The following is a 25,328-nucleotide window of genomic DNA, read 5'->3' as shown; positions in this document are numbered from 1 at the left end:
GTCAGCGTCGGCGACGTAGCTGCGCCGGGTCCACCAACCCCGACTGAACCAGCGCGGCGTCGACGAACCGTTGAACCGGCTGGGAGCCAAAGAAGCCGGTGTGGCCGCCCTGATACCAATGAATCTCGGGCTTGCCCCAGTGCTCCCAGAGCCGGGCGACCTGGTCGCGAGGGTGAACCAACCGGTCGGCGACACCGGCGTAGATGAACCGGCCCGATTGCGGGGTACGTGGAGTCAGCGCCAACGGTGAGATCATCCGGCCGATGGGCTTGGCCGTGTTCATCGTCTGACGGAGCCGGCGATGCCCACTGATTCCGGCATGACGGCCAATCAGATCAACCACATCGACGGCCGGCACTCCCAGGATCGCGCACGTGAGCCCGTCGTCGAGGCTGGCGACCAGCGCGCTGAGCAGACCTCCGAGGGAAATCCCATTGAGCCCGATCATCGGGCCGGCCTGCTGTGAGCGAATCCAGGACAGCAGACGCCGCAAGTCCCACACGGCTTGGGCGGCGCCATGGACTGCATCGAGCACGTTCTCACTTGGGAACGCGGCGCCCTTGGGTCGACCCCGCGCCCGGGGGCCATGCAGCGGCAGCACCGGCAACACGACGTTAAGACCCAGATCCGAGTACAGGTGCCAGGCGTGAAACAGCATCAGATCGAGCGCGGCACGCCCCATCTCTGCGCCGTGCACGCAGATCAGCCAGGGACGGGGCCGACGGTGTTGCAGCATCAGGCCGTACACCCGCCGGTTTCCCGGGTAGCTGAGCCATCGCTCGCGGCCCGGTTCGCCGGGGTGGGGCTGGTACTCGCTGTCGAACGAGATGCGCTGGTAGGTGCGTCCCATGCTATGCACGCGTTTGACGGTGACATCGGCGAGCGGCGGGGGAGCCGCGAAGAATGCTTCGGGCCGGTCAAGCCATCCGTGTTGGCGGTACATCTGCAGCGCCGCGAGCACCTCGCGATCGGTCTGTTCCAGCGTCGTTGTCGTGGGTGTGGGCCGCAGCATGCCGAAGCCGGCCAGCATGATCTCGTCTCGGAATGCCTGGGCGGCCAGTGCGAGTGTGGGTCTTGCCACCGGAAGTTCGCCAGGCTGGCGATCCAGGTACGTGCCCCAAGTTCGGGCGTAGAACCCACCGGTACGGGTGAGTGGGCCCAGCATCTGCTGCAGGGGACTGGCGTTGCCGCGGCTCGGGCGCGGCGAGGCGGCCGTTTGGTCGATGTCCTGCATCTGGCCTCTACTTCGTTGAACACGGCAGGGTACGGGACTGGATATGGCCAGCCTAGCTGCGTTGACTCGAGTCGGCGCACGGCACAAGCCATGATCGCGCTCGCGCGTCACTTGCACATCGCCCGGGCAGTGCCCGGTCGCAGACATCATCTCCCAGTAACATTCTAGATGGTACGGTGTGTACCGCGCTGTCCGCCTATCCGGTATTCGCACGGCAGGAGGAACTTTGGCTCCGAGGGATGGGCAGTGGATGAGTGGACAACGATTCCCTTGGAGGATTTGCGATGCGATCTGTCGCGGTGGCGCCCCAGGCTCTGATGTCGGCGGCAATGGAACTACAACGAATCGGGTCTGTGCTGGTCGAAGCGAACACGGCGGCGGCGCCCACCACCGGTGTGCTGGGGGCTGGTGCCGATGAGGTGTCGTCGGCGATCGCGGCGTTGCTGGCCGGCCATGCCCAGGCGTATCAACGGCTAGGTGCTCAGGTCGCGATGTTTCATCAGCAGTTTATCCAGTCTTTGAACGTAGGCGCGGAGCTCTACGCGGCCGCTGAAGCGGCCAACGTTGCGCCTTTGCAGCAACTGGAGCAAGACGTGCTCAACGTGATTAGCACGCCCACCCAATCACTACTGGGGCGGCCATTGATCGGCAATGGCAGCAACGCGACGGCCCCAGGGGGTAGCGGCGGTGACGGCGGGTTGTTGTGGGGCAACGGAGGAAGCGGTGCGGCCGGCGATGCCGCACACCCTGCCGGTGGTGCGGGCGGGGCCGCTGGACTTTTCGGCAATGGCGGTAATGGCGGCTCGGGTGTCGATGGAACCAGCGGCTCGGCTGGCGGGGCCGGCGGGTTGGGGGGCAACGGCGGGCTGCTGTACGGCAACGGAGGGGCAGGGGGTGATGGCGGTGCCGCGGGTGCCAATCCCGCCAGCTTTGTGAGTGGGGGTGCCGGCGGGAATGGCGGCGCGGCTGGGATATTCGGCGGGATGGGTGGGCACGGCGGCAATGGCGGAAGAGGTGGGGTTGATCCCGTCGGGGCTTTTGGGGGTGCCGGCGGGAATGGCGGTAATGGCGGTTCCGCCATGTTGTTCGGCGATGGCGGTTTTGGCGGGCACGGGGGCGGCGGTGCCACCAACAACCTCGGCAATGGCGAGTTCGGGGGATTCGGTGGATCTGGTGGCGATGGGGGCAATGGGGGCCTGCTCTGGGGTGGCGGCGGATCCGGGGGCGACGCAGGCAACGCCGGAGATGATGCCAGCTTGAAGGCATTCGGCGGTGCTGGCGGACTCGGTGGAAACGGCGGCGCGCCCGGGCTGTTCGGTGACGGCGGCGCCGGTGGGTCCGGCGGGACTGGTGGAAGTGGCGCCGATGGGGGCGATGCGGGCACCGGTGGCGCCGGAGGTTGTGGGGGGTGGCTGATCGGCAACGGTGCTGGTGGTGGCGCTGGGGGGAGCGGAGGGGATGGGACAACAGAGGCTGGCCGCGGTGGAGATGGCGGAAACGGTGGTAGCGCCGGGCTGATCGGGAATGGTGGTGCCGGCGCCGTCGCCGGTGGTGGTGGAACTGGTCCAATCAGCCGGGGCCCCGGTGACCCCGGCGCCGGTGGTAGCGGCGGGCTGCTATTTGGCCGGCCCGGACCGAGCGGGTAACCGGCGCTTTGCCGGGCGCCGACTTGGTCGGGGCCAACCTTGTCGGCGACCATGACGCGCCGGCGGGGCCGGGCCGTTGGCCTGCGAAATCACTCGAGGCCCACATCTGGCCGACTGGTGGGATGCTTGCCCTGTTGGGCACCTCACAGCAAGAGCAGTGCCAACAGTACGTAGGCTCGAATTCATGGCAGGGCGTAGCACGTCGGGAAATCGCAGGCTTGGGGTAGACGACTGGGTGCAGGCTGGGTTCGAAATATTGGCCGAGGAAGGACTCAGTTCGCTCAAGCTGGATCAGCTTTGCGCCCGCCTAGGCGTAACGAAGGGCAGTTTCTACTGGCATTTCGCCGACATGGAAGGCTACCGGCACGCGCTCGTTGAGGCGTGGGCGCAGTTCCGCGACGAAGATCGCGACGAAATCGAAGGTCTGAGTGAGGTCGAGCCGCGGGAACGGTTGGCGCTGATGATGGCCCTGCTGGCCAGGCCTCGACTGTGGAAGCTCGAACGCGCCATGCGCGAGTGGGCCCGGTCCGACAAGACCGTTGCGGCCGCGGTCCTTTCGGCCGACCGCCGGATGGTGCGAGCCGTGCAGCAGGCGTTCTGCGACTACGGATTTGATGCCGACGAGGCCGAAATGCGTGCCAACACAGCCTTTGCCGCCGGGCTGGGGCTGCTGCACATGTCCGGTTCGGCGCTTAAGGGCTTATTCGGTTCGGCGCTGAAGAGGCAGACGGCGGCGCCGGAACGCAATTGGTTTCTGGAATTCTTGTTGCGGGAGTAGCCGGGCCGTCCTGTCCCTCAGTGTGGCAGTGATTCTCGGCTCTCGGCGCGGGCGGAACGAAAAACTGCCCGGGCGGGTCATACGCGCCGCCCGGGCAGGGTCTGGTGGGTTTGATCCGGGTTGGTGTTACTGGGCCTCCGCCCGGATTTCCAGGCTCTTGACGGCGTCCGGATCGTTCTCGGTGAGACCGACTTTCGCGGCGCCGCCGGGCGAGCCGAGCTCGCTGAAGAAGTCGACGTTGATTTGTGTGTAGCCGCTGTATTCGGCGGGCAGATCGTCTTCGTAGTAGATCGACTCAACCGGGCACACCGGTTCGCAGGCACCACAGTCGACGCACTCATCGGGGTGGATGTAGAGTATCCGGGCGCCTTCGTAAATGCAGTCGACGGGGCATTCCTCGATGCACGCCTTGTCTTTGATGTCGACGCAGGGTTCGGCAATAACATATGTCATAGCGGTTTCCTTCCAGGAGATGTCAGCCGTGGCCAATGCGAAGCAGTTCGGGCAGACTCGCGACCTTGACGCGGGGACGCTGCTGGGACTGGCCGGCTTCGCGCTCAAAGTTGTCGATAGCCTCCCAGTGCGCAGCGGCAATCAGTTGCGGCTGGCAGGAGATCAACCATTGGGCGAGCGCGTCGCCGCGGTTCTGGTCGGCGGCCGGGGTGGCGGGTTGGTGCGCCAGGTCCTCGAGCAGGGTGTCGACGGTGTCCTGGGAGTCTTTCTTGTTCGTTCCGATTACGCCGGTCGGTCCACGCTTGATCCAGCCAACGACGTATTCGTTGCTGCTGCCCGCGACTCGACCGCCACTGTGGGGGATGGTGGCGCTATTGGTGTCAAACGGCAAGCCAGGGGTGGGGATACCGCGATAGCCGACGGCGCGCACCACCAGTTGGGCGGGCAGTTCCTCACGTGCGCCGGTGTCCTTGGCCATCATTCGTCCGCTGGCGTCGCTCACCAAGTCATTTCTGCCGACCACGATGCTTTCCACCTTGCCGTCTCCCTTGATCTCGATGGGAGACGTCAAGAAACGCAGCACGATCCGACGGTGCCCCCGTCGGGCCGGGTGACTGGCGTAATCGCGCAGCACCTTGAGGTTTTGTTTGGCGACTTTGCCTATTGCGGCCGCATCGTCATCGCTGATGCCGTCAAGCTGGGCTGGGTCGACTACGACGTCGACGCCGTCGAGCTCGCCGAGTTCACGCAACTCCAGTGTGGTAAACGCGCTCTGCAAGGGGCCGCGCCGACCGATGATCACCACTTCCTCAACCGTGCGGGCGCGCAACGATTCCAGCGCGTGATCGGCGATGTCGGTGGCGGCCAGTACATCTGGATCGGTCACCAGGATGCGCGCGACGTCGACGGCAACGTTGCCGTTGCCTATGACGACGGCGCGGGCGCCGGACAGATCCGGTGCCATCTGCTCAAAGTGCGGGTGCGCGTTGTACCAGCCGACGAAATCAACCGCGGCAACACTGCCCGGCAGCTGCTCGCCGGCAATGTCGAGTGCACGGTCAGACTGCGCACCGACGGCGTAGATCACCGCGTCGTAGCGCAGGGCCAGGTCGGCCGCTTCGACATGCTCGCCCACCTTGATGTTGCCGAAAAAGCGAAAACGGGGGTCCTGCGCGGTCTTCTCGAACTGCTGGCTTACCGATTTGATCTTGGGGTGATCGGGCGCGACACCGGAACGGACCAGGCCTCAGGGCGTCGGCAACATCTCCAGCATGTCGACCGCGACATCGATCTGATCCGACGCATTGGCGGCTTTGAGCAGGGCCGCCGTCGCAAAAAACCCGGACGGGCCGGAAACCACAATCGCTACGTGGTAGAGACGGGTCATGTCTCTCATGCTCGTCATCCCCCACGCGACCGGGTAGAGGTGTCGATGTTGTGGAGTCACAAGCATTGGCTGTGATTTGATCAAGCATGCCGCTCAGCCCCCGCATGCCCGAACTTGCCTCTTTTGAAATCTTTCTGGCAATCGCCCAGACCGGAAGCCTGGGGGCAGCCGCCCGCGAGCTTGGGCTGACCCAACAAGCGGTGTCCAAGCGGCTCGCGGCCATGGAGGCCCACACCGGCGTGACGTTGGCCGTCCGCACGACGCGCGGCTCACAACTTACCCCAGCCGGCCTGATCGTATCCGAATGGGCAGCCCGCCTGCTTGAAGTGGCACAGGAGATCGATGCGGGCCTTGGATCGCTGCGTAAGGAGGGACGCGAACGGATCCGGGTGGCGGCCAGCCAGACGATTGCCGAACAGCTGATGCCGCATTGGCTGCTGGCATTGCAGGACGCGGCCAAGCGGCGCGGCACCACCGCCCCGCAAGTGATCTTGACCGCCACCAACAGTGACCACGCGATCGCCGCGGTTCGTGACGGCACCGCCGATCTCGGATTCGTCGAGAATCCCGGTCCGCCGACCGGACTGGGCAGTCGTGTGGTGGGCCACGACGACTTGGTGGTGGTCGTCCCGCCCGGGCACAAGTGGACTCGGCGGCCCAGCCCGGTGACCGCCCGCGAGCTGGCCGAGACGCCACTGGTTACCCGCGAACCCCGCTCTGGCATCCGCGATTCGCTGACCGTGGCGCTGCGTCAGGTGCTGGGTGAGGACATGGTTCAAGCATCGCCGGTTCTTGAACTCTCGTCGGCGGCGGCGATGCGCGCCGCGGTCTTGGCCGGTGCGGGGTCCGCGGCGATGAGCCGGTTGGCCATCGCCGATGACCTGGCGGTCGGCCGGTTACGGGCCATCAGCATCCCTGGCCTGGACCTGCGCCGCCAGCTTCGAGCCATCTGGGTCGGTGGGCGTGTTCCGCCCGCCGGGGCAATACGAGAATTGCTGAGCCACATCACGTCCGGCGGTGAGTAGCCGGCGCCCGGCGGACAGGTTCAGGCCGCGGTGTCACCGGCGGCCAGCGCCTGGTCGTAACGTTCGAGCACGGTTTGCGCTACCAGCGGGTGGGCGCCCATCGGACGCGCCATCGCAATGTCGTTGTCGCATGCGTACTTCCACACCCGGTCGGTGATGAGCCCCGGTGCCAGAAACCATGGGGCGATGACGAGACGGCGGGCGCCGCTGGCGCGCAACTGTGCGGCGGCGTCGGCCACCGACGGCTTGGGGCCGGTGGCGAACGCCATTGTGGTGCCGGCCCAACGGGTGCCCGCACCGAGCTTGGCCGCCACCCGTGCCGTGCGCGCGTTCACCGGGGCGTGCGATGAACCGACCGCGACCACCAGCACGCCGATGTTGCGATCCCGCGGGGAAACCCCGCGCTCGGCAAGGCGGTCGCGTAACACCGACACCAGCCGATCGTCCTCGCCGAGCACGGCGGCCTCGCGGACACCGAGCGCGCCGGAGCGCGCAATCTGTTCCGGGATGTCGGTGCGGGCGTGGTAGGCGCTCGCCAGTAGCAGAGGAGTGACCACGGCCCGCTGGCTGTCGGGCAGTTCGGCGAGTACGTCGACGAAGTTTGGTGCACAGAGTTCCAGGAAGGCCAGCCGCACATCGAGATTCGGCCGCATGCGGCGTAGCGCAGCGGCGACGGCCCGGGCGTTGTCCGCCGACCGGGGGTCTCTACTGCCGTGCGCGGTGAGCACGAGCGTGCTCATGAGGCGTGCAGCCCGCATTCGGTCTTGGTCCGGCCCCGCCAACGCCCGCTGCGCGGGTCCTCACCGACTGCCGGTTTGGCGGTGCACGGTGCACAACCGATCGACGGGTAGCCCTCGTCGACCAGCGGGTTGACCAGCACGTTGTTGCTCTGGATGTAGTCCTGCACATCCTGGTCGGTCCACGCCACCAATGGGTTGATCTTGACCAGCTTGAAGGCCTCATCAAAGCTGATCACCGGGGCGTTGGCGCGAGTGGGGGACTCCACCCGGCGCAGGCCGGTGATCCACGCCGCATACCCACGCAGCGCATTGGTCAGCGGGACGACCTTGCGCAGTCGGCAACACTCGTTGGGGTCGCGCGCGAAGAGGTCCTTGCCCAGCAGCTTGTCCTGTTCTGCCACGGTGTGCTCGGGGCTGATGTTGAGCACTCTGATGTCGTAGACGGCCTCGATTGCGTCGCGGGTACCGATGGTTTCGGCGAAGTGATAGCCGGTGTCGAGGAAGATCACCGGCACCCCCGGGCGCACCTTCGATGCCAGGTCGATCAAGACGGCGTCTTGCATATTGGAGGCAACCACGTAATTACACGTCGCCCAGCCGCGGGGTCCGTTGATCCCGCCAAAGTGTTCGTCGGCCCAGCGCAGCAGATCGGTCGCGCTGGCACCCTCCATCTCCGCGGCACCGCGTGCGGCCAGCTCACGCAGCTGCGTCTCGTTGGGCTGATCGCTCATCGTGTTGTCCTCAGCTCGTCGGGAAGCGCTCAGCGCAAGTCGGCTTCGTCGGCGCGCAGCGCCCAATTCGCAAAGCGTTCGCCTTCCTCGCGTTGATCCAGGAACTTTCGGGTCACCCGGTCGATGTAGTCGCCGAGCTCGTCACTGGTCACCTTGTGCTGGCGCAGCTTGCGGCCGAACCCGCTTTGCTCGCCCAGGCCGCCACCGAGGTGGACCTGGAATCCTTCGACCGAGTTGCCCTCACCGTCATCGATCCACTGACCCTTGAACCCGATGTCGGCGACCTGGATGCGGGCGCACGAGTTGGGGCAGCCGTTGATGTGCAGGGTGATCGGCACGTTGATCTTGGATTCGACGTCGGCCATGCGCTCTTCCAGCTCGGGCACCAAAGACTGGGCACGGACCCGGGTTTCGGCGAACGACAGCTTGCAGAACTCGATGCCGGTGCAGGCCATTGTGTTCTTGCGCCACCCGGACGGCTTGGACGGCAGGCCCAGCTTGTCCAGACCGGTGACCAGTTCGTCCACCTTGTCGTCGGGCACATCGAGGATGATCAGCTTCTGGAAGGGGCTGAACCGGGCCCGGTCGGAGCCGACCTTCTCCATCAGGTCGGCCACCGCCTGCAGGGTGGTGCCCGTGACGCGTCCCGCGATAGCGGCGACGCCGACGGCGTTGAGCCCGTTTTTGATCTTCTGCACTCCGACGTGGTCGATCGGGTGCTTGATCGGCTCGGGAGCCGGGCCGTCGATCATCTTGCGCTTGAGGTACTCGGTTTCCATGACCTCACGGAATTTTTCTACGCCCCAGTCCTTGACCAAGAACTTGATCCGGGCCTTGGCACGCAGCCGTCGGTAGCCGTAGTCGCGGAACACCTGGGTGACCGCCTCCCAAACGTCGGGCACCTCGTCCAGCGGGACCCACACGCCGACGCGTTGCGCCATCATCGGGTTGGTCGAAAGGCCGCCACCGACCCACAAGTCCATCCCGGGACCGTGCTCGGGGTGATTGACTCCGACGAACGCGACGTCGTGGGTCTCGTGGGAGACGTCCTGCAGGCCCGAGATCGCGCTCTTGTACTTGCGGGGCAGGTTCGCGTAGTCGGGGTTGCCCAGGAAGCGCCGGATGATCTCGTCGCTCGCCGGCGAGGGATCGAGCACCTCATCGAGCGAGTCGCCGGCCAGTGGTGAACCGTGAATGCCGCGTGGGCAGTCACCGCAGGCCTCAATGCTGGACAGGCCGACGGATTCGAGCCGGCGCCAGATCTCGGGAACGTCCTCGATCCGCAGCCAGTGGAACTGCACGTTCTCCCGGTCGCCGATGTCGGCGGTGTCACGGCCGAATTCGCTGGAAATCTGGCCCAGCACGCGCACTGTCTGCGCCGACATTGGTTTGCCGTCGGAGCGCACCCGCATCATGAAGTACTTGGCTTCGAGCTTGTCGATGTTCTCGTCGCCGGTCCAGCTGCCGTCGTAACCCTGCTCGCGCTGGGTGTACAGACCCATCCATTTGAAGCGCAGCCGCAGATCGGTCTTCTCGATGCTGTCGAAGCCTTCTTTGGCGTACTTGTTGAGGATCCGGTCGCGCACGTTCAGCGGGCCGTCATCGTGCTTGATCTGCTCGGTGTCATTGAGCGGATCAAGCTGTCCCAATGCCCATTGGCCTTCGTTGCGAGTCTTGGCGGGACGGGCTGTCGTCATGCGGCCTACTCCTCTGTCGACAATGCTGACCGGGATTGGCTGCCTGGACCGCACGCTCCGCCGGTTGATGGCCAACCGGCGGACCCCTCGTGTGCGGACATGAGGCTGGCCTGCGACATCGACGGTGATGTTGGTCAGCGGGAGATACCCGAAAGGCGCTTCATCGGACCCCGCGGGTCATGACCCCGATGTTTCGCCGCCCCGGTAGGCGCCGGTAGAGGCCAACACGTTGTGAGATCACAACTACTGGTTGTGATTACGTTTGACGGGTTGTGCCCGTGGCCGGCACCCGTGGTCGCCGTGTCCGCCCGAAGATAGCAAGCGGGATAACTGATTTGGCAATCTCAGACAGCCGAGGTCGGATTCCGGGGCGGAGTCCATGCGCGGACTCGAGATGTCACATGCTCGGGAAATCTCGGTCAGAAAATCGCGCGCAGCGTGACCAGGCCGACCGCGCTCAGGATAGCCGCCGAGGGCAGCGTGATGACCCACGCCAACGCGATTGGCTTCATCAGTGCCCAGTTGGTGGCCCGGTTGACGATGCCGACGCCGAGGACGGCGCCGATCAGGATGTGAGTGCTGGAGACCGGAAGACCCAGCACGGTTGCGCCCATGACCACTCCCGCCGCCGACAATTCGGCGGCAAAGCCCGAGGCCGGATGCATCGTGGTCAGATTGTGTCCCACGGTTGCGATGACCCGCCGTCCGATGAACCACAGCCCGGCGCACAACGCGACCCCGAACGTGATCATGGCGGCGGCGGGTACCGCCGCCTTGCCTTCAATCGAACCCGAGCGCAGTACATCCAGCACTGCGGCGAATGGGCCGATGGCGTTTGCGATGTCATTGCTGCCGTGGCTGAATGCGAAACCGGAGGCGGTGAATACCTGCATCCAGCTGAACATCAGATAGGTCGAGCGCGAAAGTGATTCACCCCGAAGCGTTTTAGCCAGAATGAAGGTGGCCATTCACACCGCCGCACCCACCATCCCCATGATGAAGAAGTTGTTCATGGTGGTCAGGCCCAAGTGCATGTGCTTGAAGCCCTTGAATAACAGCATGGCGGAAATGATCATCGATCCGGCCGCGGCGACCAGCGGGACCCAGTTCTGCAGCGCCCGGAATGCGTCAACCGACGATCTCTTGGTATCGATCTCGTGGAGTTCGCGGTAGTAGTCGGACTCCAGCTCGTCGGGATCGAAATCCCTGCGGTTGGCCGCGACGGCGTCGCGTGCGATCGCACCGGTGTAGGCGATCTGCTGGATTTCGCTGAGACGCTCGAATGCCGCCTTGTGACGCTCGCGGTGCGCGATGCGTTCCTTCTTGATTTCCAGGAGCTTTCGTTCGGCTTCCTCGTTGTACAACAGGATGTGGCGTTTGATCGCGCCGTAGAGCGCGTAGGACACCAGTCCGCCCAGCAGCGGTGAAAGCACCCATGAGATTGCGATTTGGCCGATCTCGTCCCACTGGACCATCTGGAGAGCGGAGAGGCCCTTTCCGTCAACGATGCCCAGCGTGACCGCGGCGCCGACGATGCCGCCCACGATCGAGTGTGTGGTCGACACCTGGTATCCCATCCGGTTGGCAAACAGCAGCCACAGCGCTGCCGCCAGCAACGCGGCCAGCATGATGTTCATGAAGTCGTTGGGAGCGACCGACACTCCGGACAGGTCGACGATTCCGCTGCGAATTGTCTCGGTGACATCGCCCCCGGCAATCACCGCGCCGCTGACCTCAAAAATGGCTGCCACCAGAAGCGCCTGTTTCATGCTCAGCGTGCCCGCACCGACGCTGGTGCCAAAGGAGTTGGCGACGTCATTGCCGCCGACGTTGAAGGCCATGAACATGCCGACAACGGTGGCCAGGACCAAGATGAGCTTGTTGGCGCCGGGGCCGGCGTAGTCGAACGCCCAGAACGAGAACAGCACGAACGATCCGGCCAGCAGCAGGCCGAACGAGAGGTGCCACGCGCGATCTTGGCCGAACAAGCCCCCGTACTGCGGCGTCGGCGTTATGGGATCCTGTAGTCCGCTTGCCACCAGTGCCCGTCCCTGTGTGCTCTCTGTCGCGGCTCACGCCGGCTCGTACCTGGTGATCGAGCGTCAGCAGGTTACGACACGGCAGCGAGCGCCCGGTAAACGTCGAGTGAACAAAGGCCATACGGTCGGGGCGCACCCCGCGCCCGGCTTGATCGAACTCCCGATGGTGGGCGATGGAGGCGCCGCGAGTGACTGCTGGTTCGTCGTGCGGTGGGCATCAGAGTGGTTGCGGCCGTTTGCCCAACGGTTCGCCGACGAGCCCCGGGCCCGAGCATGACGGCTCGGCCGAGATCGGCCAGACGGGGGCGGATCCTCGAGGCGACGGACCATCAAATGACGTCAGACACGAGGCGCTAGCGCGACTGGGAACTCGCCCCGCGGCGGTCAGAGGTGGCATAGCTGTTGGCCGCCACGCGCAGCAATTCCGCATACGCCCGGAGCTGGGCGGAACAAGCATGTCCCAATGCGGCCAGCGCCTCTGTCATGGCAGCGGACTGCCGAAAAAATGACGCCGATGCCGCATCACTGCACACGTTTGTTGGCACCCACGGAAGCACTTCTTGATCGAGGTGTCCTGCCCGTTCGACAAACTCCGGTGCAACTGTGATCAGGACGCTAGGGGCAACGCTCATCGCTGAGTTAATCCGATTAATCGGATGCATGAATTGTTGCTCCTTACGACACGTGCTTTTACAGCGGTATTCACGGTCAATTCGACCGGGTGCATCGATAGTGTTAGCAATCGATACGGTATTTGTCAACGGCGGAAGCCGTTGAGGGCGTGCAAATAATTCACCGTTTGGAGAATATCTGTCTCGTGGTGAATTGCGATGAATTAAACGGACGATTTACTCTTGTTGGCGCGAGAGATTCGGATATTGACGCCAGTAATCGTTTCTGTAAATAATCGGCTTCTGTAAATCCAACGTCGGAGGTGATTAAACCATGGTCAGGACGATCGGCAGACCGGTCGGGGAATACGCTGAACTGATGCTCGACCCCGGTGGGTGGCCTGGATTCGCGCCCACGGAACTTCGCGGATATTCGGTCGAGACCGGCTTTCGCATTTTGGGGGTCGGCGGCACGTTGGCCGGGGTGCACGGTCTGAGCCAAGACCTTTTCGAGACCTGGGCCGGCCCCGCGGCCAGCGCCGCCACCGCCAGGCTCGCCGAGATTATTGCGCACTGCGAGACGCTGGTTGCGTTCCTACAGTCGATCCAGAGATGGTTTCTAACCGTGGCTGCCGATGTTAGGACAATGCAGCTGCTGATTGCTGCCAGCGTCGCTTCTGCCGAGGCTCAGATCCATGCCTTGGAGGCCGCGGGGCCGGAAAACGAAGCGGCCATCCAAGCAATAGTTGTCCAGCGACACGCCATCCACCTGCAGATGGTTGAATCGCTCGCGGCGCGAATTAATGCCTCAGCCGCGGGAGTATTGGCGGCCGCGCCGGTGTAGTCGTCGGGCCTCCGATGGTGCGTCGCTGATGTGCCCAAGGTGTGTGCCCTGTGGCATCCGGCTCAAGACTGGATGGTTGTGAACAACACGTCGGGGTTGAGGATCCCCGCCGGGTCGAAGCTCTGTTTGATCCGCGACATCAAGGCGATCTTGGCCGGGTCTTCGAGCTCGAGAAAGTATGGGGTTTTCGCGCGGCCAACGCCGTGTTCGCCGGAGATGGCACCACCTAGTTCCATGGCCAACGCAAAGATGTCGGTCATCAGTTGCTTCTTTTTTGCCGGGTCTTTGCAAATGATGGCCAGGTGCACGTTGCCGTCTCCGGCATGCCCACAACCGATCGCGGTACCGCCGGCAGCGGACGCCAGCCCTTTAGCGGTGCTGAGGAACTTCGGCATCGACGCGCGCGGGACGACGGTATCGATGAGGTCGTCGGCGCCGGCGGCCTTGGCCGCCCAAAACGCCTTCTCGCGCGCCTCGATCAGCTTGCGCGCCGAGGCGCCTTCGAGCACGTAGGCATCCATCGCTCCCAGTTCGGCCAGCAGCTCACCAGTGGCCTCGACATCCTCGAGCAGTCGATCGGCGGTTCGGTCTTCCAGGGCCACAAGCAGATACGCTTGGCAGTTGTCACGAACCTGATCTGGGATGCCCAGCTCGAGGTTCTGGGTGTAAACCAGCGCGGCCATGGTCATGTTGTCGATGTATTCCAGGATGTAGGGCGCCAGTCCGGTCGCCAGGATCTTGGGCACCGCCGCCATGATTTGATCGAAGTCGGCGAAGGGGGCCAGCACGCTGGCGTTGTGAGTCAGCTGCGGGTGCAGATTGACGATCACCTCGGTGGCCAGGGCCAGGGTGCCTTCGGAGCCGACGATGAGCTGGGTGAGGTCGTAGCCCGTGGAGACCTTGGCGATCTTGCCGCCGGTGCGGATGATCTCGCCGGTGGGCAGCACCGCCTGCAGCCCGAGCACGTTATTGCGCGCTATCCCGTACTTGACGGCTCTCATCCCGCCGGCGTTCGTTCCGACGTTCCCGCCGACGCTGGAGGACAGTTCTCCGGGGTGCACCATGTAGCCCAGTCCGCGATCGTGAGTCGCCTCGTCCAGCTGGCTCAATGTGACGCCGGGCTGGACCACGGCGACCTGGTTGTCGGTGTCGACCTCCAGGACTTGATTCATTCGTTCGAAGGAGATCAGCAATCCGCCCTCGCGGGGGCACGCGGCACCCGACAGGCCACACCCCGAACCGCGCGCTGTCACCGGGACGCGGTATTCGGAGGCCGCCGACAGCAGCCGGGAAACCTCCTCGGCGGTGGCCGGCTTGACGACGTACGCCGGCCGCTGGGGCACCTGAGTCAGCTCTTCGTCGTGGGAATAGTCTTCGGGAATCGCGTCGCCGGTGAGCACATTGTTGTTGCCGACGATTTCCACTAACCGCGCTGTTATGTCGATCATCGAAGGGCCTCACATTTCTGCCGTGAGCGGGACAGCGACTCACTTTATAAGCAGTGTCGGTCGAATTATAAGCAGTGTCGGTCGAATTGACATAGCCGCCGGGTCGGGGTGAAACGGCGTGAGTGCCGGTATCGGCGGTACAGTTCATCGAGAAGCGGCCAGTGCTGGCGGGCGGCGAGCGCGAAGGTTTTGTGATGTGCAGTAGCGGAACGGTTTTCAACCACGTCGGACTGTGCGTCACTGACCGGGGCCGGTCCCGGCGCTTCTACCAGGAGTTGTTGGGGTTTGGATTCTGGTGGGAAGCCGACGTGCCCGACGCTGGCGCCGACCAATTGTTGCAGCTGGAACGGCCGGTCGGGCTGCATGTGACCTATCTGATTTGTGATGGGCTGGTGCTGGAGCTGCTCGACTACTCGCAACGCTCCGTTGCCGCCGGGGGTAGGCGTGTCATGGATCAGGTTGGGCTTACTCATATCTCGTTTTCGGTATCTGATCTGGCCGCAGTGCTGGACAACGTGGAGGCTCTCGGCGGATCGGTGCTCGAGCGCACGGTGTCGAGGCATTCGGCGATGATCCGTGATCCCGACGGGCAGCTGCTCGAACTGCTGTCAGACGGCTGGCTGGCGGTGGCACCGCCACATCCCTGACGAAGCGCCGACTTGTCATGCGAATTGGATAGGCACATAACACGCTTCACCGGCGCGAACGGCTGCGCTCGAGGCACACACTAGACTTGCGAGTCGTGAATTCCCCGATAAAGCGAGTCGCGATCAGCACCGGTGGCGGGGACGCGCCGGGACTCAATGCGGTGATCCACGCGGCCACTCTTGCCGCGCGAAACCGCGGCTGGGACGTGGTCGGGATCCGAGACGGCCTCAATGGGCTGTTGCTGCCCGAGGACTATCCCGAGGGCGGCCTGATCGAGCTCACCCGCGACCGGGTTCGCGGGATCATCCACCAGGGCGGCACGATCATCGGCACGACCAATCGGGGCAACCCGACCGCCTACCCGGTGCGGCAGAGCGACGGTAGCTGGGCCGAAGTGGACCGCACCGAAGAGCTACTGGGCCGATTCGCGCAGCACCAGATCGATGCGCTGATCCTGGTGGGCGGCGACGGGTCGATGTCGATCGGCCAGCATCTGCACCAGTCGGGGTTACCGCTGGTCGGCGTACCCAAGACCATCGACAATGACCTGGACAAGACGACGTCCACATTCGGCTTCGACAGCGCGGTCGACTTCGCCTCCGAGTGCATCGACCGGCTCTTCACCACCGCGACCTCCCATGGCCGGATCATCGTGGTGGAGGTGATGGGCCGGTACGCGGGATGGATCGCCCTGAACGCCGGCATGGCCTCGGGGGTGCACGCGATCCTCATCCCCGAGATCCCGTTCAGTCTGGAGCCGGTGGCAGCTGTGATCACCGATCGCGAACAGCGCGGCGCGAAATTCTCGATAGTCTGCGTCGCCGAGGGGGCCAAGCCGATCGGCGGCGAGGTCACCATCCTGGGCAAGTCGGTGGGGCAGGCCGAACGCCTCGGTGGCATCGGCGCCAAGGTGGCCGCCGAGCTGGAACGCATGACCGGCCGCGAAGCACGCACGGTGGTATTGGGTCACCTGCTGCGGGGCGGCTCGCCTACCTCGTTCGACCGGCTACTGGGACTGCGCTTCGGCGCCGCCGCCGTGCGGGCTCTCGATGAGGGGCACTACGGCGTCATGGTGGCGCTGAACCCGCCGACGGTGGACTACGTACCGCTTGCCGACGCCACTCATCGGCAGAAGGTCGTTCCGCTCGATTGCGACTCGATCCTGACCGCGCGCGACATGGGGATCAACTTCGGCGACGAGATGCCCACCCACAGCACCATCGATTAGGCGCTCGCGCCTACTGCAGTGGCACCACCTGCTGCTCGAGGTCGAGGATCTGCCGGGTGGTCTTGACCACCACGTCGGGGTTGAGGCTGACCGAGTCGATGCCGGCGCGGACCAGGAACTCGGCCATGTCCGGATAGTCCGACGGCGCCTGGCCGCACAACCCGGAGTGAATGCCGTTGCGGCGGCAGCCCTCCACCGCCAGGCGAATCATCTCCTTGACGCCGTCGTCGCGTTCGTCGTAGTCGAAGGCCACGATTTCGCTGTCGCGGTCGACTCCCAGGGTCAGCTGAGTCAGGTCATTGGAGCCGATCGAGAAGCCGTCGAAGCGCTTGGCGAACTGGTCGATGAGGATGACGTTGTTGGGGATCTCGCACATCGCATACACCTTGAGTCCGTTCTCGCCCCGCCGGAGGCCGTGTTCGGCCATCGTCTCGAGCACCAGGTCCGCTTCGGCGACCCGGCGCACGAATGGCAGCATGATGACCACGTTGGTGAGCCCCATCTGATCGCGGACCCGCTGCATCGCACGGCATTCCAGCGCGAAGCCCTCGGCGTAGGCGGGGTGGGCGTAGCGCGAGGCGCCGCGAAAGCCGATCATCGGGTTGCTCTCGGTCGGCTCGAAGCCGCTGCCGCCGATCAGGCTGGCGTACTCGTTGCTCTTGAAGTCCGACATCCGCACCACCACGGGTTTGGGCCAGAACGCCGCCGCGATGGTGCCGATGCCTTCGGAGAGTCGCTGCACAAAGAACTCGGCACCATCGGAATAGCCGCGGGTGAGCCGTTCGATGGTGCGGCGTGCCTCGGGGTCGTCCACCTTGTCGGGGTGCAGCAGGGCCAGCGGGTGGACCTTGATGTATTCGCCGACAATAAATTCCATCCGGGCCAGTCCCACCCCATCGTTGGGCAGGAACGAGGTCTTGAACGCGAGGTCGGGGTTGCCGAGGTTGACCATGACCTCGGTGCGCGGCCTCGCCAGGTCGGCCACCTCGGTGCGATCCACGTGGAAGCCCACCTCCCCGCGGTACACCCGCCCGGTGTCGCCCTCCACACACGACACCGTGACAAGTTGGCCGTCCGGCACATTGGTGGTGGCATCCCCGGCGCCGACCACCGCAGGGATACCGAGTTCGCGCGCAATGATCGCGGCGTGGCAGGTGCGGCCACCGCGGTTGGTGACGATCGCGGCGGCGATCTTCATGACCGGCTCCCAGTCCGGCGTTGTGGTGTCGGCGACCAGCACCTGGCCGGGATTGAAGTCCGATAGCCGCTCGAGGTCATCGATGCGTTTGACCACGCCCGAGGCGACCTTTTCGCCGACCGAGCGGCCCTCGGTCAGTATCTCGCGCTGTTCGCCGGAGCCTTCCAGCACATAGGTTTCCACCGTGGTCATGCTGCGCTGCGAGGCGGCCGTCTCCGGGCGGGCCTGGACGATGTAGAGCTTGCCGTCCAAACCGTCCTTGGCCCACTCGATATCCATCGGTCGCCCGTAGTGCTGCTCGATTGCCAGCGCATAGCCCGCCAATTCGAGCACGTCCTCGTCGGTGATGCAGAAATGAGCACGGTCGGCCTTCGGCGTCGGAATGTTGCGCGTCGTCTGCTTGGTTCCGCCCTCGACAAAGACCATCTTCACCGCCTTGTCGCCGATCAGCCGGCGCAGCACGGCGCGGTGACCGGCCTGGTAGGTCGGCTTGTGGACGTAGAACTCGTCGGGGTCGACCGCGCCCTGTACCACGTTCTCGCCCAGGCCGTAGGCGCCCGTCACGAACACGACGTCATTGAAGCCGGACTCGGTGTCGAGGGTGAACATCACGCCCGAGGAGGCGAGGTCGGAACGGACCATCTTCATGATGCCGATCGACAGCGCCACCTTGAAATGGTCGAAGCCCTGATCGACGCGATAGTGGATGGCCCGGTCGGTGAACAGGCTGGCGAAACAGCGGCGGCACGCATCGAGCAGGCTTTCCTCACCCTTGATGTTGAGAAACGTTTCCTGCTGGCCGGCGAAGCTGGCGGTCGGCAGGTCCTCGGCGGTGGCCGAGCTGCGCACCGCCAGGCTGACGTCCTCGCCGTACTCTTCCTGCATTATCCGGTAGGCGGCCACGATCTCGCTGGCCAGGTCCTCGGGCAGCCCTGCGCCATAGACGATTTCACGGGCGCGTTTGCCTTTGCGGGCCAGCGCGGTGACATCGTCGGCGTCCAGATCGTCCAGCTCGGCGTGCAGCGCGTCCCACGCGCCGGCCCGGTCCAGCATGTGCTTGTAGGCATCGGCGGTGGTGGCAAATCCGTGCGGTACGCGCACACCCTGCTGCGACAGCTTCTGGAACATCTCGCCCAGCGAAGCGTTCTTGCCGCCCACCAGTGGCACGTCCTCGATGCCGAACTCTTCGAAGAAGCGAACGTAGGAAAAGCTGCTCATGACCCAATCCTCCATATAGTTACTGCGTCAATACGCGTCGTAGAAGCCGCTGTTAGCCTTGCGCAGCGCCCAAACGTAGTCCGCACGCTCGTGCGCCTTCGACCCTTTGGTGTCCGGAGCCGCCAGCAGCCCGCGCACCTGGTTGAGATCCTGAAATCCTTTGCGGCTCAGCCAGTCCTGCAACTCCCGGAGCAACACGGCCGCATACTCGGGTCCGTGGCGCAGCAGGGCTGACGCGTTTTGCACGACGTCCGCCCCGGCGAGCAGATACTTGGCGACGTCGCTGGCGTGCTCTACTCCGTTGGTCGCGGCCAGCGAGGCTCGCGTCCGGCCGTGCAGCAACGAGATCCAGGTCAGCCCCAGGCGCGTGTCTCCCGGGGTGGACAGCGTGATACCGCGAACCAGGCTGAGGGTCTCGGGGTCGATGTCAGGCTGCAGAAACCGGTTGAACAGCACCAGTCCGTCAGCGCCGGCAGCATCGAGGCGATGTGTCATGTCGGCGGTGGCGCTGAAGTACGGGCTGAGTTTGACCGCGACGGGAACCGTTGTCGCGGTTTTGACCTCATCGAGCACCTCGAGGTGGCGCTGCTCGACGGCATGGGCGTTGAGGCCGGTATCACCGGGAAGGTAGTAGATGTTGAGCTCAATCGCGGCCGCGCCGGCCTCTTGCATGGAATGGGCGTAGCGCGCCCAGTTGCCGGGTGTGGACGCGTTGAGGCTGCCGATGATCGGGATGTCCACCGATGCAGACGCACGTTCGATCAGGCGCAGGTATCGCTGGGCCCGGCTGGCCACGTCGACGGGAGGAGGAAAGTAGCTCAGCGACTCGGGCGAGCTTTCGCTGCCCTGGGCGGCCATCAGTTCGTTCTGCTCGGCTTCGCGACGCAGTTGTTCCTCGAACAGCGAATACAGGACCACCGCGCCGACGCCGGCGTCGGCGAGCGCACGGACGCCGTGCAACGTCTGGCTCAGCGGCGATGCCGAGGCCAGCAGCGGACTGCGCAGGCTGAGTCCGAGGTAGGTAGTCGACAGGTCCATTAGCTCTCCCTCCGGGAATCGGACGGAAACTCTTGTGGCGCGCGAGAGGCCATGTCTTCGTAGACTTCCCAGCGCTGGTCGATTGACTCTTCGGCCAGCGCGAGCAGGCGGTCAGCCTCGTCGGGGTCAGAGTTGGCCAGGCTGCGGAAGCGTAGCTCGCGGTCGCGATAGTCAGCAAGCGCCAGCCGGGGACGGTGGGAATCCAGCAGGAATGGCGGGCGGCCGGTGGAGCGCAGCACCGGGTTGTAGCGAATCAGTGGCCAGTGCCCGCTGGCGACCGCGCGGTACTGTTGGTCCAGGCCGTAGCGCAGCTCGAAGCCGTGCGCGATGCAGTGGCTGTAAGCGATCACCAGCGAAGGGCCGTCGTAGGCCTCGGCCTCCCGGAAGGCCAGCAAGGTCTGCTGCGGATCGGCGCCCATAGCGACCCGCGCCACGTAGACGTTGCCATACGAAATAGCCTGCAGCGCTAAGTCTTTACGTGGAACCGTCTTGCCCCCGGCGGCGAACTTGGCCACCGCGCCCAGCGGTGTGCTCTTCGACATCTGCCCGCCGGTGTTGGAATACACCTCGGTGTCGAGCACCAGCACGTTGACGTTGTGTCCGCTGGCCAGCACGTGGTCCAGCCCGCCGGCGCCGATGTCGTAGGCCCACCCGTCGCCGCCGACGATCCAGACGCTGCGGCGGATCAAGTGATCGATGACGCTGCGCAGCTCGTCGGCTTGCGCCGGCGCCAGACCGTCCAGTTCATCGAGGCGGGCGCGCAATTCGGCGACCCTTTCGCGCTGGGCGCGCAACTCCGACTCACGCTCTTGCGGGGCGGCCAGGATGGCATCGACCAGATCCGCGCCCAGCACGTCGCGCAGTTCGGTCAGCCGGTGCCGGGCCTGGCGCACGTGGGTGTCGGCGGCCAGCCGCATACCCAGGCCGAACTCCGCGTTGTCTTCGAACAGTGAGTTAGACCATGCTGGACCGCGTCCCTCGGCGTTGGTCGCCCACGGTGTGGTGGGTAGGTTGCCGCCATAGATCGACGAGCAGCCGGTGGCATTGGCGACCATTAGCCGGTCACCGAACAACTGGGAAAGCAGTTTGAGGTAGGGGGTCTCCCCACAGCCGGCACACGCGCCGGAAAACTCGAACAGCGGCTGCAGGAACTGGGTGCCGCGCACCGTCCCGAAGTCCACCCTGGATCGGTTGGCCACCGGCAGGGTTTCGAAGAACGCGATGTTCTCGCGGGAGGCGGCGACGAGTGGTTCGCGCGGGGCAAGATTGATCGCCTTGGTCACCGGTTTGCCGGGAACGACAGCGGGGCAGGCCTCCACGCACAGATTGCAGCCGGTGCAATCTTCGGCATAGACCTGCAGGGTGTAGCGGGTGTCGGGGAGACCGACCGCGTCCAGCGGTGCCGAGGCGAAGGTGGCCGGTGCGGCATCGAGCCGGTCGCGCGGGTAGAGCGTGGTGCGAATGACACTGTGCGGGCAGACAAACGAGCAGTTGCCGCACTGGATGCAGGTGTCGGGGTCCCACACCGCAACCAGATCCGAGATATTGCGCTTTTCGTAGGCGGCGGTGCCGCTGGGGTAGCTGCCGTCGGCCGGTAGTGCGCTGACCGGCAGCTCATCTCCGCGCCCGGCGATCATCTCCGCGGTAACCGTGCGCACGAACTCCGGGGCGTGTTGGGGAACCGGCGGTTCCAACTGTCTGGTGGAGCTGACGGTGTCGGGCACTTGGACCGGGTGCAGGCCGGCGAGCGCGTGATCGACGGCGTTGACTTCACGGGCCACCACGTCGGCGCCGTGGGCGGCATAGGTCTTGGCAACGCTGGCCTTGATCTTGGCGATCGCCTGATCCACCGGCAGCACACCGGCGATCGCGAAAAAACAGGTCTGCAGGACGATGTTGATCCGGCCGGCCAGACCGACCTCGCGCGCGATCTTGCCCGCGTCGACCACGTAGAGCCGGATGCGCTTGTCGATGATCTGTTGCTGCACCGGGGCGGGCAGGTTGTCCCACACCCGCTCGGGTGGGCGCGCGCTGTTGAGTAACAGTGCGGCACCGTGGGCGGCCCGGCCCAGCACGTCCACCTTGTTCAGGAACCGCTGGTGGTGGCAGCCGACGAAGCTCGCCTGTTGCACCAGGTACGGCGCCCGAATCGGTTGCGGGCCAAACCGCAGATGCGAGACGGTTTGTGAGCCGGATTTCTTGGAGTCGTAGACGAAATACCCTTGGGCGTAAATATCTTCCTCGCCACCGAGAATTTTGATGGTGTTCTTGTTGGCGCCCACCGTGCCGTCGGAACCCATGCCGAAAAACACGGCTTTGGTGGTCGCCGGCGTCTCGATGTCGAAGTCCGGATCGTAGCTGATGCTGGTGCCGCTGACGTCGTCGTCGATGCCCACGGTGAAGCGAGTGCGCGGACGCTGGCCGGCCAACTCGGCGAAGACACCGGCGACCATTCCGGGGGTGAATTCCTTGGACGACAGGCCGTAGCGTCCCCCGCAGACCACCGGCAGCGATGATCTCTGCCCGCTGCTATAGGCCTCGGCCAGGGCGGCGGTGACATCCAAATACAGTGTCTCGCCCCGGGATCCGGGTTCCTTGGTGCGGTCCAGGACCGCGATCGCGCGGACCGTCGGGGGCAGGGCCGCCAGCAGGGCCTCGGCCGGAAATGGACGGTAGAGGCGGATTTGGGCCACCCCGACGCGCTCACCGCGCTCGGTGAGGGCGGTCACGGTTTCGGCCGCGGTCTGACCGCCGGATCCCATCAGCACCATCACCCGCTCGGCCTCGGGGTGACCGGTGTAGTCCACGATGTGCATCGGGCGCCCGGTGCGCTCGCCGAGCTCGCGCAGCAGCCCCTCGACCACCTCGGGTACCCGGGCATAGAACGGGTTCACCGTTTCGCGGGCCTGGAAGTAAGTGTCGGGATTCTGGGCGGTGCCGCGGATGGACGGCCGATCCGGCGACAGCGCCCGGTCGCGGTGGGCCAGGACCAACTCCTGGGGGACCAGCGCGCGCAAGTCGTCGTCGGTGAGCACCTCGATGGTGTTGAGCTCATGGGAGGTGCGGAAACCGTCGAAGAAATGCACGAACGGTACTCGGGTGCGCAGGGTGGCGGCCTGGGCGATCAGGGCCAGGTCGTGGGCCTCCTGCACCGAGGCCGATGCCAGCAGCGCAAATCCGGTCTGGCGCACCGCCATGACATCCTGATGATCGCCGAATATCGAAAGTGCCTGTGCCGCAATCGATCGAGCCGCGACATGCATCACCGCCGAGGTCAGTTCGCCGGCGATCTTGTACATGTTGGGGATCATCAGCAGCAGGCCTTGGGAGGCGGTGAACGTCGTCGTCAACGCCCCGCCTTGCAGGGAGCCGTGCAGCGCACCGGCCGCCCCGCCTTCGCTTTGCATCTCCACCACCGTCGGGACCGTGCCGTAGATGTTGGGCCGGTTCTGGTTTGACCAGGCGTCGGCGAGCTCGGCCATCGGGGAGGAGGGAGTGATCGGGTAGATACAGCAGACTTCGTTGAGCCGGTAGGCCACCGATGCCGTCGCTTCGTTGCCATCCACCGTGGTGCGCGTCATCGTGGCTCCGCAATCATCTCGATGGCGTGCACCGGGCATTGGTCATAACAGGTCGCACAACCCGTGCAGCGGTCGTAGTCGAAGCGGTAACGGTGGCCGCGCCCGAGCTTGATCACCGCGTCCTCCGGGCAGGCGCCCAAGCAACCGTCGCACTCGAAGCAGTTGCCGCACGACAGGCAGCGCCCGGCCTCGAACGTCGCTGCCTCCGCGGACAGGCCGCCCATCACTTCGTCGAATCCGCTGATCCGGTCCTCGGGGGAGAGTTCGGGTTGCTGGCGCCGGCGGGCGTCGCCGAAATACCACAGGTGCAGCCGGTCGAAATCGGCGACGGGATGCTTGGGTGGGCGTTGGGTGGGGTCTCCCCGTAGCCACGCGTCGATGTAGTGGGCGGCCTTCTTGCCGTGCCCGACCCCGACGGTGACGGTGCGTTCGCAGGGCACCATGTCGCCGCCGGCGAACACCCCGAGACAGCCGGTCATCAGCGTCGGGGAGACCCGCACGCCGCCGTCACGGTCGAATTCCACCCCGGGCAATGTGCGCATGAACGCCGATTCGGTTTCCTGTCCCAGTGCCATGATGACCGTGTCGGCGGCCAGCGTCTCAAACCGCCCGGTCGGCCGGGGGCGCCCGGTGTCGTCGAGTTCCATTTGCTCGACCCGGATTTCGTGATCGTCGAACGCGGTGATGGTGCGCAGCCAGTTGATCTGCACCCCTTCGCGCTGCGCGTCTTGGCGCTCCTCTTCGTGCGCGGGCATCTGAGCTTCGGTGCGCCGGTAGATGATCACGGTGTCCTGCGCGCCGAGCCGGCGCGCGACGCGGGCGGCGTCCATGGCGGTGTTGCCGCCGCCGTAGACCGCGACGTGGCTTCCGAGTTCGGGCTTTTCGCCCGCGGCCACCTGATGCAGGAATGACACGGCGTCGATCAGCGATCTTGCGTCACGAGAGGGGATGTTGACCCGCTTGGCCAGGTGGGCACCGACGGCGACGAACACCGCGTCGAAGTTTCCGGTCTCGCGTTCTTCGGCGAGGTCTTCGACACGGTGTCCGTTTGTGAGCTGCACGCCCAGGGCGGCGATGCGTTCGATTTCGGCGTCCAGCACATCGCGGGGGAGCCGGTAGCTCGGGATGCCGTAGCGCATCATTCCGCCCGGCTCGGCGCCGGCGTCGCGAACCTCGACGTGATGCCCAAGCCGGGCCAGGTGATAGGCCGCCGAGAGTCCACTGGGGCCGGCGCCGACAACGAGCACTCGTTTGCCGGTGGGCTGCGGTGCGGGCTGGAAGCGCCACTGTTTCTCGCGTGCGGTGTCGCCGAGAAAGCGCTCGACCGCGTGGATGGACACCGATGCATCGAGATCTGCTCTGTTGCAGACGGATTCGCATGGGTAATAGCACACCCGGCCGTGGATGGCGGCGAACGGATTGTCAGCGGTCAGCTGACGCCAGGCCCGCTCGTGCTCGCCGACGCGGGCGTGGGCGAGCCAGGCCTGGATGTTTTCGCCGGCCGGGCAACCGGCGTTGCAGGGCGGCAACAGGTCGACGTACACCGGGCGACGTTCGCGGTCCGGCCCCGCGCGGTGCCGTCCGTGTAGCAGGTCGGGCAGGGGCGTGACATCTTCGGGTGCTGGTTCGGGTGCTGGCGCCGCTACCTCGGGCACGTCACCGGGGGACTGCTCGGGCACCATGGTGGCAACGATATGACCCGGGCATGGTGGTGTGCAGTTTTCGTTTGGCCTTCAAGGTAGGGACTTCTGACCCTGATCGTGGACTGAGGTGGGGGTGAATGG

16 protein-coding genes and 2 pseudogenes are annotated in these 25,328 nt (G+C 65.2%); 6 read left to right on the top strand and 12 right to left on the bottom strand.

Annotation, left to right across the window (positions count from 1 at the left end; genetic code table 11):
* Nucleotide 1: 1 nt before the first annotated feature.
* Nucleotides 2–1,234, bottom strand: coding sequence for an alpha/beta hydrolase family protein (locus CKW46_RS19875; RefSeq protein ID WP_482052302.1), 1,233 nt, complete (start codon nt 1,232–1,234; stop codon nt 2–4).
* Nucleotides 1,235–1,518: 284 nt separating this feature from the next.
* On the opposite strand from CKW46_RS19875, the gene CKW46_RS19870 reads away from it, so the two are divergent.
* Both CKW46_RS19870 and CKW46_RS19865 read left to right on the top strand, forming a co-directional pair.
* A complete protein-coding gene (locus CKW46_RS19870) occupies nt 1,519–2,880 on the top strand; it encodes a PE family protein (RefSeq protein WP_482052301.1) in 1,362 nt (453 codons plus the stop codon).
* Nucleotides 2,881–3,064: 184 nt separating this feature from the next.
* Entirely contained in the window at nt 3,065–3,658 is a 594-nt protein-coding gene (locus CKW46_RS19865) for a TetR/AcrR family transcriptional regulator (RefSeq protein ID WP_015356312.1), read from the top strand.
* Nucleotides 3,659–3,784: 126 nt separating this feature from the next.
* Here the strand turns inward: CKW46_RS19865 and fdxA are convergent, their stop codons facing one another.
* Complete coding sequence (gene fdxA, locus CKW46_RS19860; protein WP_117435981.1) at nt 3,785–4,111, bottom strand: ferredoxin; 327 nt, start codon at nt 4,109–4,111, stop codon at nt 3,785–3,787.
* 22 nt (nt 4,112–4,133) lie between these two features.
* Nucleotides 4,134–5,507 (bottom strand): annotated as a pseudogene (locus tag CKW46_RS19855) (FAD-dependent oxidoreductase).
* Nucleotides 5,508–5,584: 77 nt separating this feature from the next.
* On the opposite strand from CKW46_RS19855, the gene CKW46_RS19850 reads away from it, so the two are divergent.
* Nucleotides 5,585–6,523: a LysR family transcriptional regulator gene (locus tag CKW46_RS19850; RefSeq protein ID WP_015356310.1), complete on the top strand. Its 939-nt coding sequence runs from the start codon at nt 5,585–5,587 to the stop codon at nt 6,521–6,523.
* Between the two features lie 20 nt (nt 6,524–6,543).
* Here CKW46_RS19850 and CKW46_RS19845 read toward each other — a convergent pair whose 3' ends face one another.
* The 4 genes and pseudogenes from CKW46_RS19845 to CKW46_RS19830 all read right to left on the bottom strand — a co-directional run.
* Complete coding sequence (locus CKW46_RS19845) at nt 6,544–7,263, bottom strand: sirohydrochlorin chelatase (protein WP_482052300.1); 720 nt, start codon at nt 7,261–7,263, stop codon at nt 6,544–6,546.
* Nucleotides 7,260–7,994 (bottom strand): phosphoadenylyl-sulfate reductase, encoded by a 735-nt coding sequence (locus CKW46_RS19840; RefSeq protein ID WP_011740627.1) that lies wholly within the window; start codon nt 7,992–7,994, stop codon nt 7,260–7,262. The genes CKW46_RS19845 and CKW46_RS19840 overlap by 4 nt, the downstream gene beginning before the upstream one ends.
* A 29-nt stretch (nt 7,995–8,023) precedes the next feature.
* Nucleotides 8,024–9,691, bottom strand: a complete 1,668-nt coding sequence (locus CKW46_RS19835) for a nitrite/sulfite reductase (RefSeq protein WP_015356307.1) — start codon at nt 9,689–9,691, stop codon at nt 8,024–8,026.
* Nucleotides 9,692–10,110: 419 nt separating this feature from the next.
* Nucleotides 10,111–11,747, bottom strand: a pseudogene (locus CKW46_RS19830) (inorganic phosphate transporter); the annotation flags it as partial.
* 928 nt (nt 11,748–12,675) lie between these two features.
* Here CKW46_RS19830 and CKW46_RS19825 point away from each other — a divergent pair.
* Nucleotides 12,676–13,185 carry a hypothetical protein gene (locus tag CKW46_RS19825; protein ID WP_012395056.1) on the top strand — a complete coding sequence of 170 codons (510 nt, stop codon included), beginning with the start codon at nt 12,676–12,678 and terminating at the stop codon, nt 13,183–13,185.
* 62 nt (nt 13,186–13,247) lie between these two features.
* Here CKW46_RS19825 and CKW46_RS19820 read toward each other — a convergent pair whose 3' ends face one another.
* Entirely contained in the window at nt 13,248–14,633 is a 1,386-nt protein-coding gene (locus CKW46_RS19820; protein ID WP_240274712.1) for an FAD-binding oxidoreductase, read from the bottom strand.
* 194 nt (nt 14,634–14,827) lie between these two features.
* Here CKW46_RS19820 and CKW46_RS19815 point away from each other — a divergent pair, with 194 nt between their 5' ends.
* Nucleotides 14,828–15,280, top strand: a complete 453-nt coding sequence (locus CKW46_RS19815) for a VOC family protein (RefSeq protein ID WP_482052298.1) — start codon at nt 14,828–14,830, stop codon at nt 15,278–15,280.
* A gap of 95 nt (nt 15,281–15,375) precedes the next feature.
* The gene (locus CKW46_RS19810) at nt 15,376–16,509 is read left to right on the top strand and encodes a 6-phosphofructokinase (RefSeq protein ID WP_012395053.1); all 1,134 of its coding nucleotides are present in this window, start codon (nt 15,376–15,378) and stop codon (nt 16,507–16,509) included.
* 10 nt (nt 16,510–16,519) lie between these two features.
* Here the strand turns inward: CKW46_RS19810 and ppsA are convergent, their stop codons facing one another.
* The 4 genes from ppsA to CKW46_RS19790 are packed head-to-tail and all read right to left on the bottom strand — an operon-like array spanning nt 16,520 to nt 25,226.
* A complete protein-coding gene (gene ppsA, locus CKW46_RS19805; RefSeq protein WP_482052297.1) occupies nt 16,520–18,925 on the bottom strand; it encodes a phosphoenolpyruvate synthase in 2,406 nt (801 codons plus the stop codon).
* 27 nt (nt 18,926–18,952) lie between these two features.
* A complete protein-coding gene (locus CKW46_RS19800; protein ID WP_117435988.1) occupies nt 18,953–19,963 on the bottom strand; it encodes a dihydroorotate dehydrogenase-like protein in 1,011 nt (336 codons plus the stop codon).
* A complete protein-coding gene (gene nifJ / locus CKW46_RS19795) occupies nt 19,963–23,544 on the bottom strand; it encodes a pyruvate:ferredoxin (flavodoxin) oxidoreductase (protein WP_482052296.1) in 3,582 nt (1,193 codons plus the stop codon). The genes CKW46_RS19800 and nifJ overlap by 1 nt, the downstream gene beginning before the upstream one ends.
* Nucleotides 23,541–25,226: an NAD(P)-binding protein gene (locus tag CKW46_RS19790; protein WP_482052295.1), complete on the bottom strand. Its 1,686-nt coding sequence runs from the start codon at nt 25,224–25,226 to the stop codon at nt 23,541–23,543. The genes nifJ and CKW46_RS19790 overlap by 4 nt, the downstream gene beginning before the upstream one ends.
* Nucleotides 25,227–25,328: the final 102 nt, after the last annotated feature.

The organism is Mycobacterium liflandii (assembly GCF_022354805.1).
Classification (GTDB): Bacteria; Actinomycetota; Actinomycetes; order Mycobacteriales; family Mycobacteriaceae; genus Mycobacterium; species Mycobacterium marinum.
The sequence above is the reverse complement of the archived record's forward strand: the minus strand, read 5'-3'. Positions and strand labels throughout refer to the sequence as shown.

What these genes read in the sequence shown, in the direction of transcription:
- CKW46_RS19865 (WP_015356312.1), top strand. Translation starts at nt 3,065, where the DNA reads ATGGCAGGGCGTAGCACGTCGGGAAATCGCAGGCTTGGGGTAGACGAC.
- CKW46_RS19825 (WP_012395056.1), top strand. Translation starts at nt 12,676, where the DNA reads ATGGTCAGGACGATCGGCAGACCGGTCGGGGAATACGCTGAACTGATG.
- CKW46_RS19815 (WP_482052298.1), top strand. Translation starts at nt 14,828, where the DNA reads ATGTGCAGTAGCGGAACGGTTTTCAACCACGTCGGACTGTGCGTCACT.
- CKW46_RS19840 (WP_011740627.1), bottom strand. Translation starts at nt 7,994, where the DNA reads ATGAGCGATCAGCCCAACGAGACGCAGCTGCGTGAGCTGGCCGCACGC.
- CKW46_RS19835 (WP_015356307.1), bottom strand. Translation starts at nt 9,691, where the DNA reads ATGACGACAGCCCGTCCCGCCAAGACTCGCAACGAAGGCCAATGGGCA.
- nifJ (WP_482052296.1), bottom strand. Translation starts at nt 23,544, where the DNA reads ATGACGCGCACCACGGTGGATGGCAACGAAGCGACGGCATCGGTGGCC.
- CKW46_RS19870 (WP_482052301.1), top strand. Translation starts at nt 1,519, where the DNA reads ATGCGATCTGTCGCGGTGGCGCCCCAGGCTCTGATGTCGGCGGCAATG.
- fdxA (WP_117435981.1), bottom strand. Translation starts at nt 4,111, where the DNA reads ATGACATATGTTATTGCCGAACCCTGCGTCGACATCAAAGACAAGGCG.
- CKW46_RS19800 (WP_117435988.1), bottom strand. Translation starts at nt 19,963, where the DNA reads ATGGACCTGTCGACTACCTACCTCGGACTCAGCCTGCGCAGTCCGCTG.
- CKW46_RS19845 (WP_482052300.1), bottom strand. Translation starts at nt 7,263, where the DNA reads ATGAGCACGCTCGTGCTCACCGCGCACGGCAGTAGAGACCCCCGGTCG.
- CKW46_RS19850 (WP_015356310.1), top strand. Translation starts at nt 5,585, where the DNA reads ATGCCGCTCAGCCCCCGCATGCCCGAACTTGCCTCTTTTGAAATCTTT.
- CKW46_RS19790 (WP_482052295.1), bottom strand. Translation starts at nt 25,226, where the DNA reads ATGGTGCCCGAGCAGTCCCCCGGTGACGTGCCCGAGGTAGCGGCGCCA.
- ppsA (WP_482052297.1), bottom strand. Translation starts at nt 18,925, where the DNA reads ATGAGCAGCTTTTCCTACGTTCGCTTCTTCGAAGAGTTCGGCATCGAG.
- CKW46_RS19875 (WP_482052302.1), bottom strand. Translation starts at nt 1,234, where the DNA reads ATGCAGGACATCGACCAAACGGCCGCCTCGCCGCGCCCGAGCCGCGGC.
- CKW46_RS19820 (WP_240274712.1), bottom strand. Translation starts at nt 14,633, where the DNA reads ATGATCGACATAACAGCGCGGTTAGTGGAAATCGTCGGCAACAACAAT.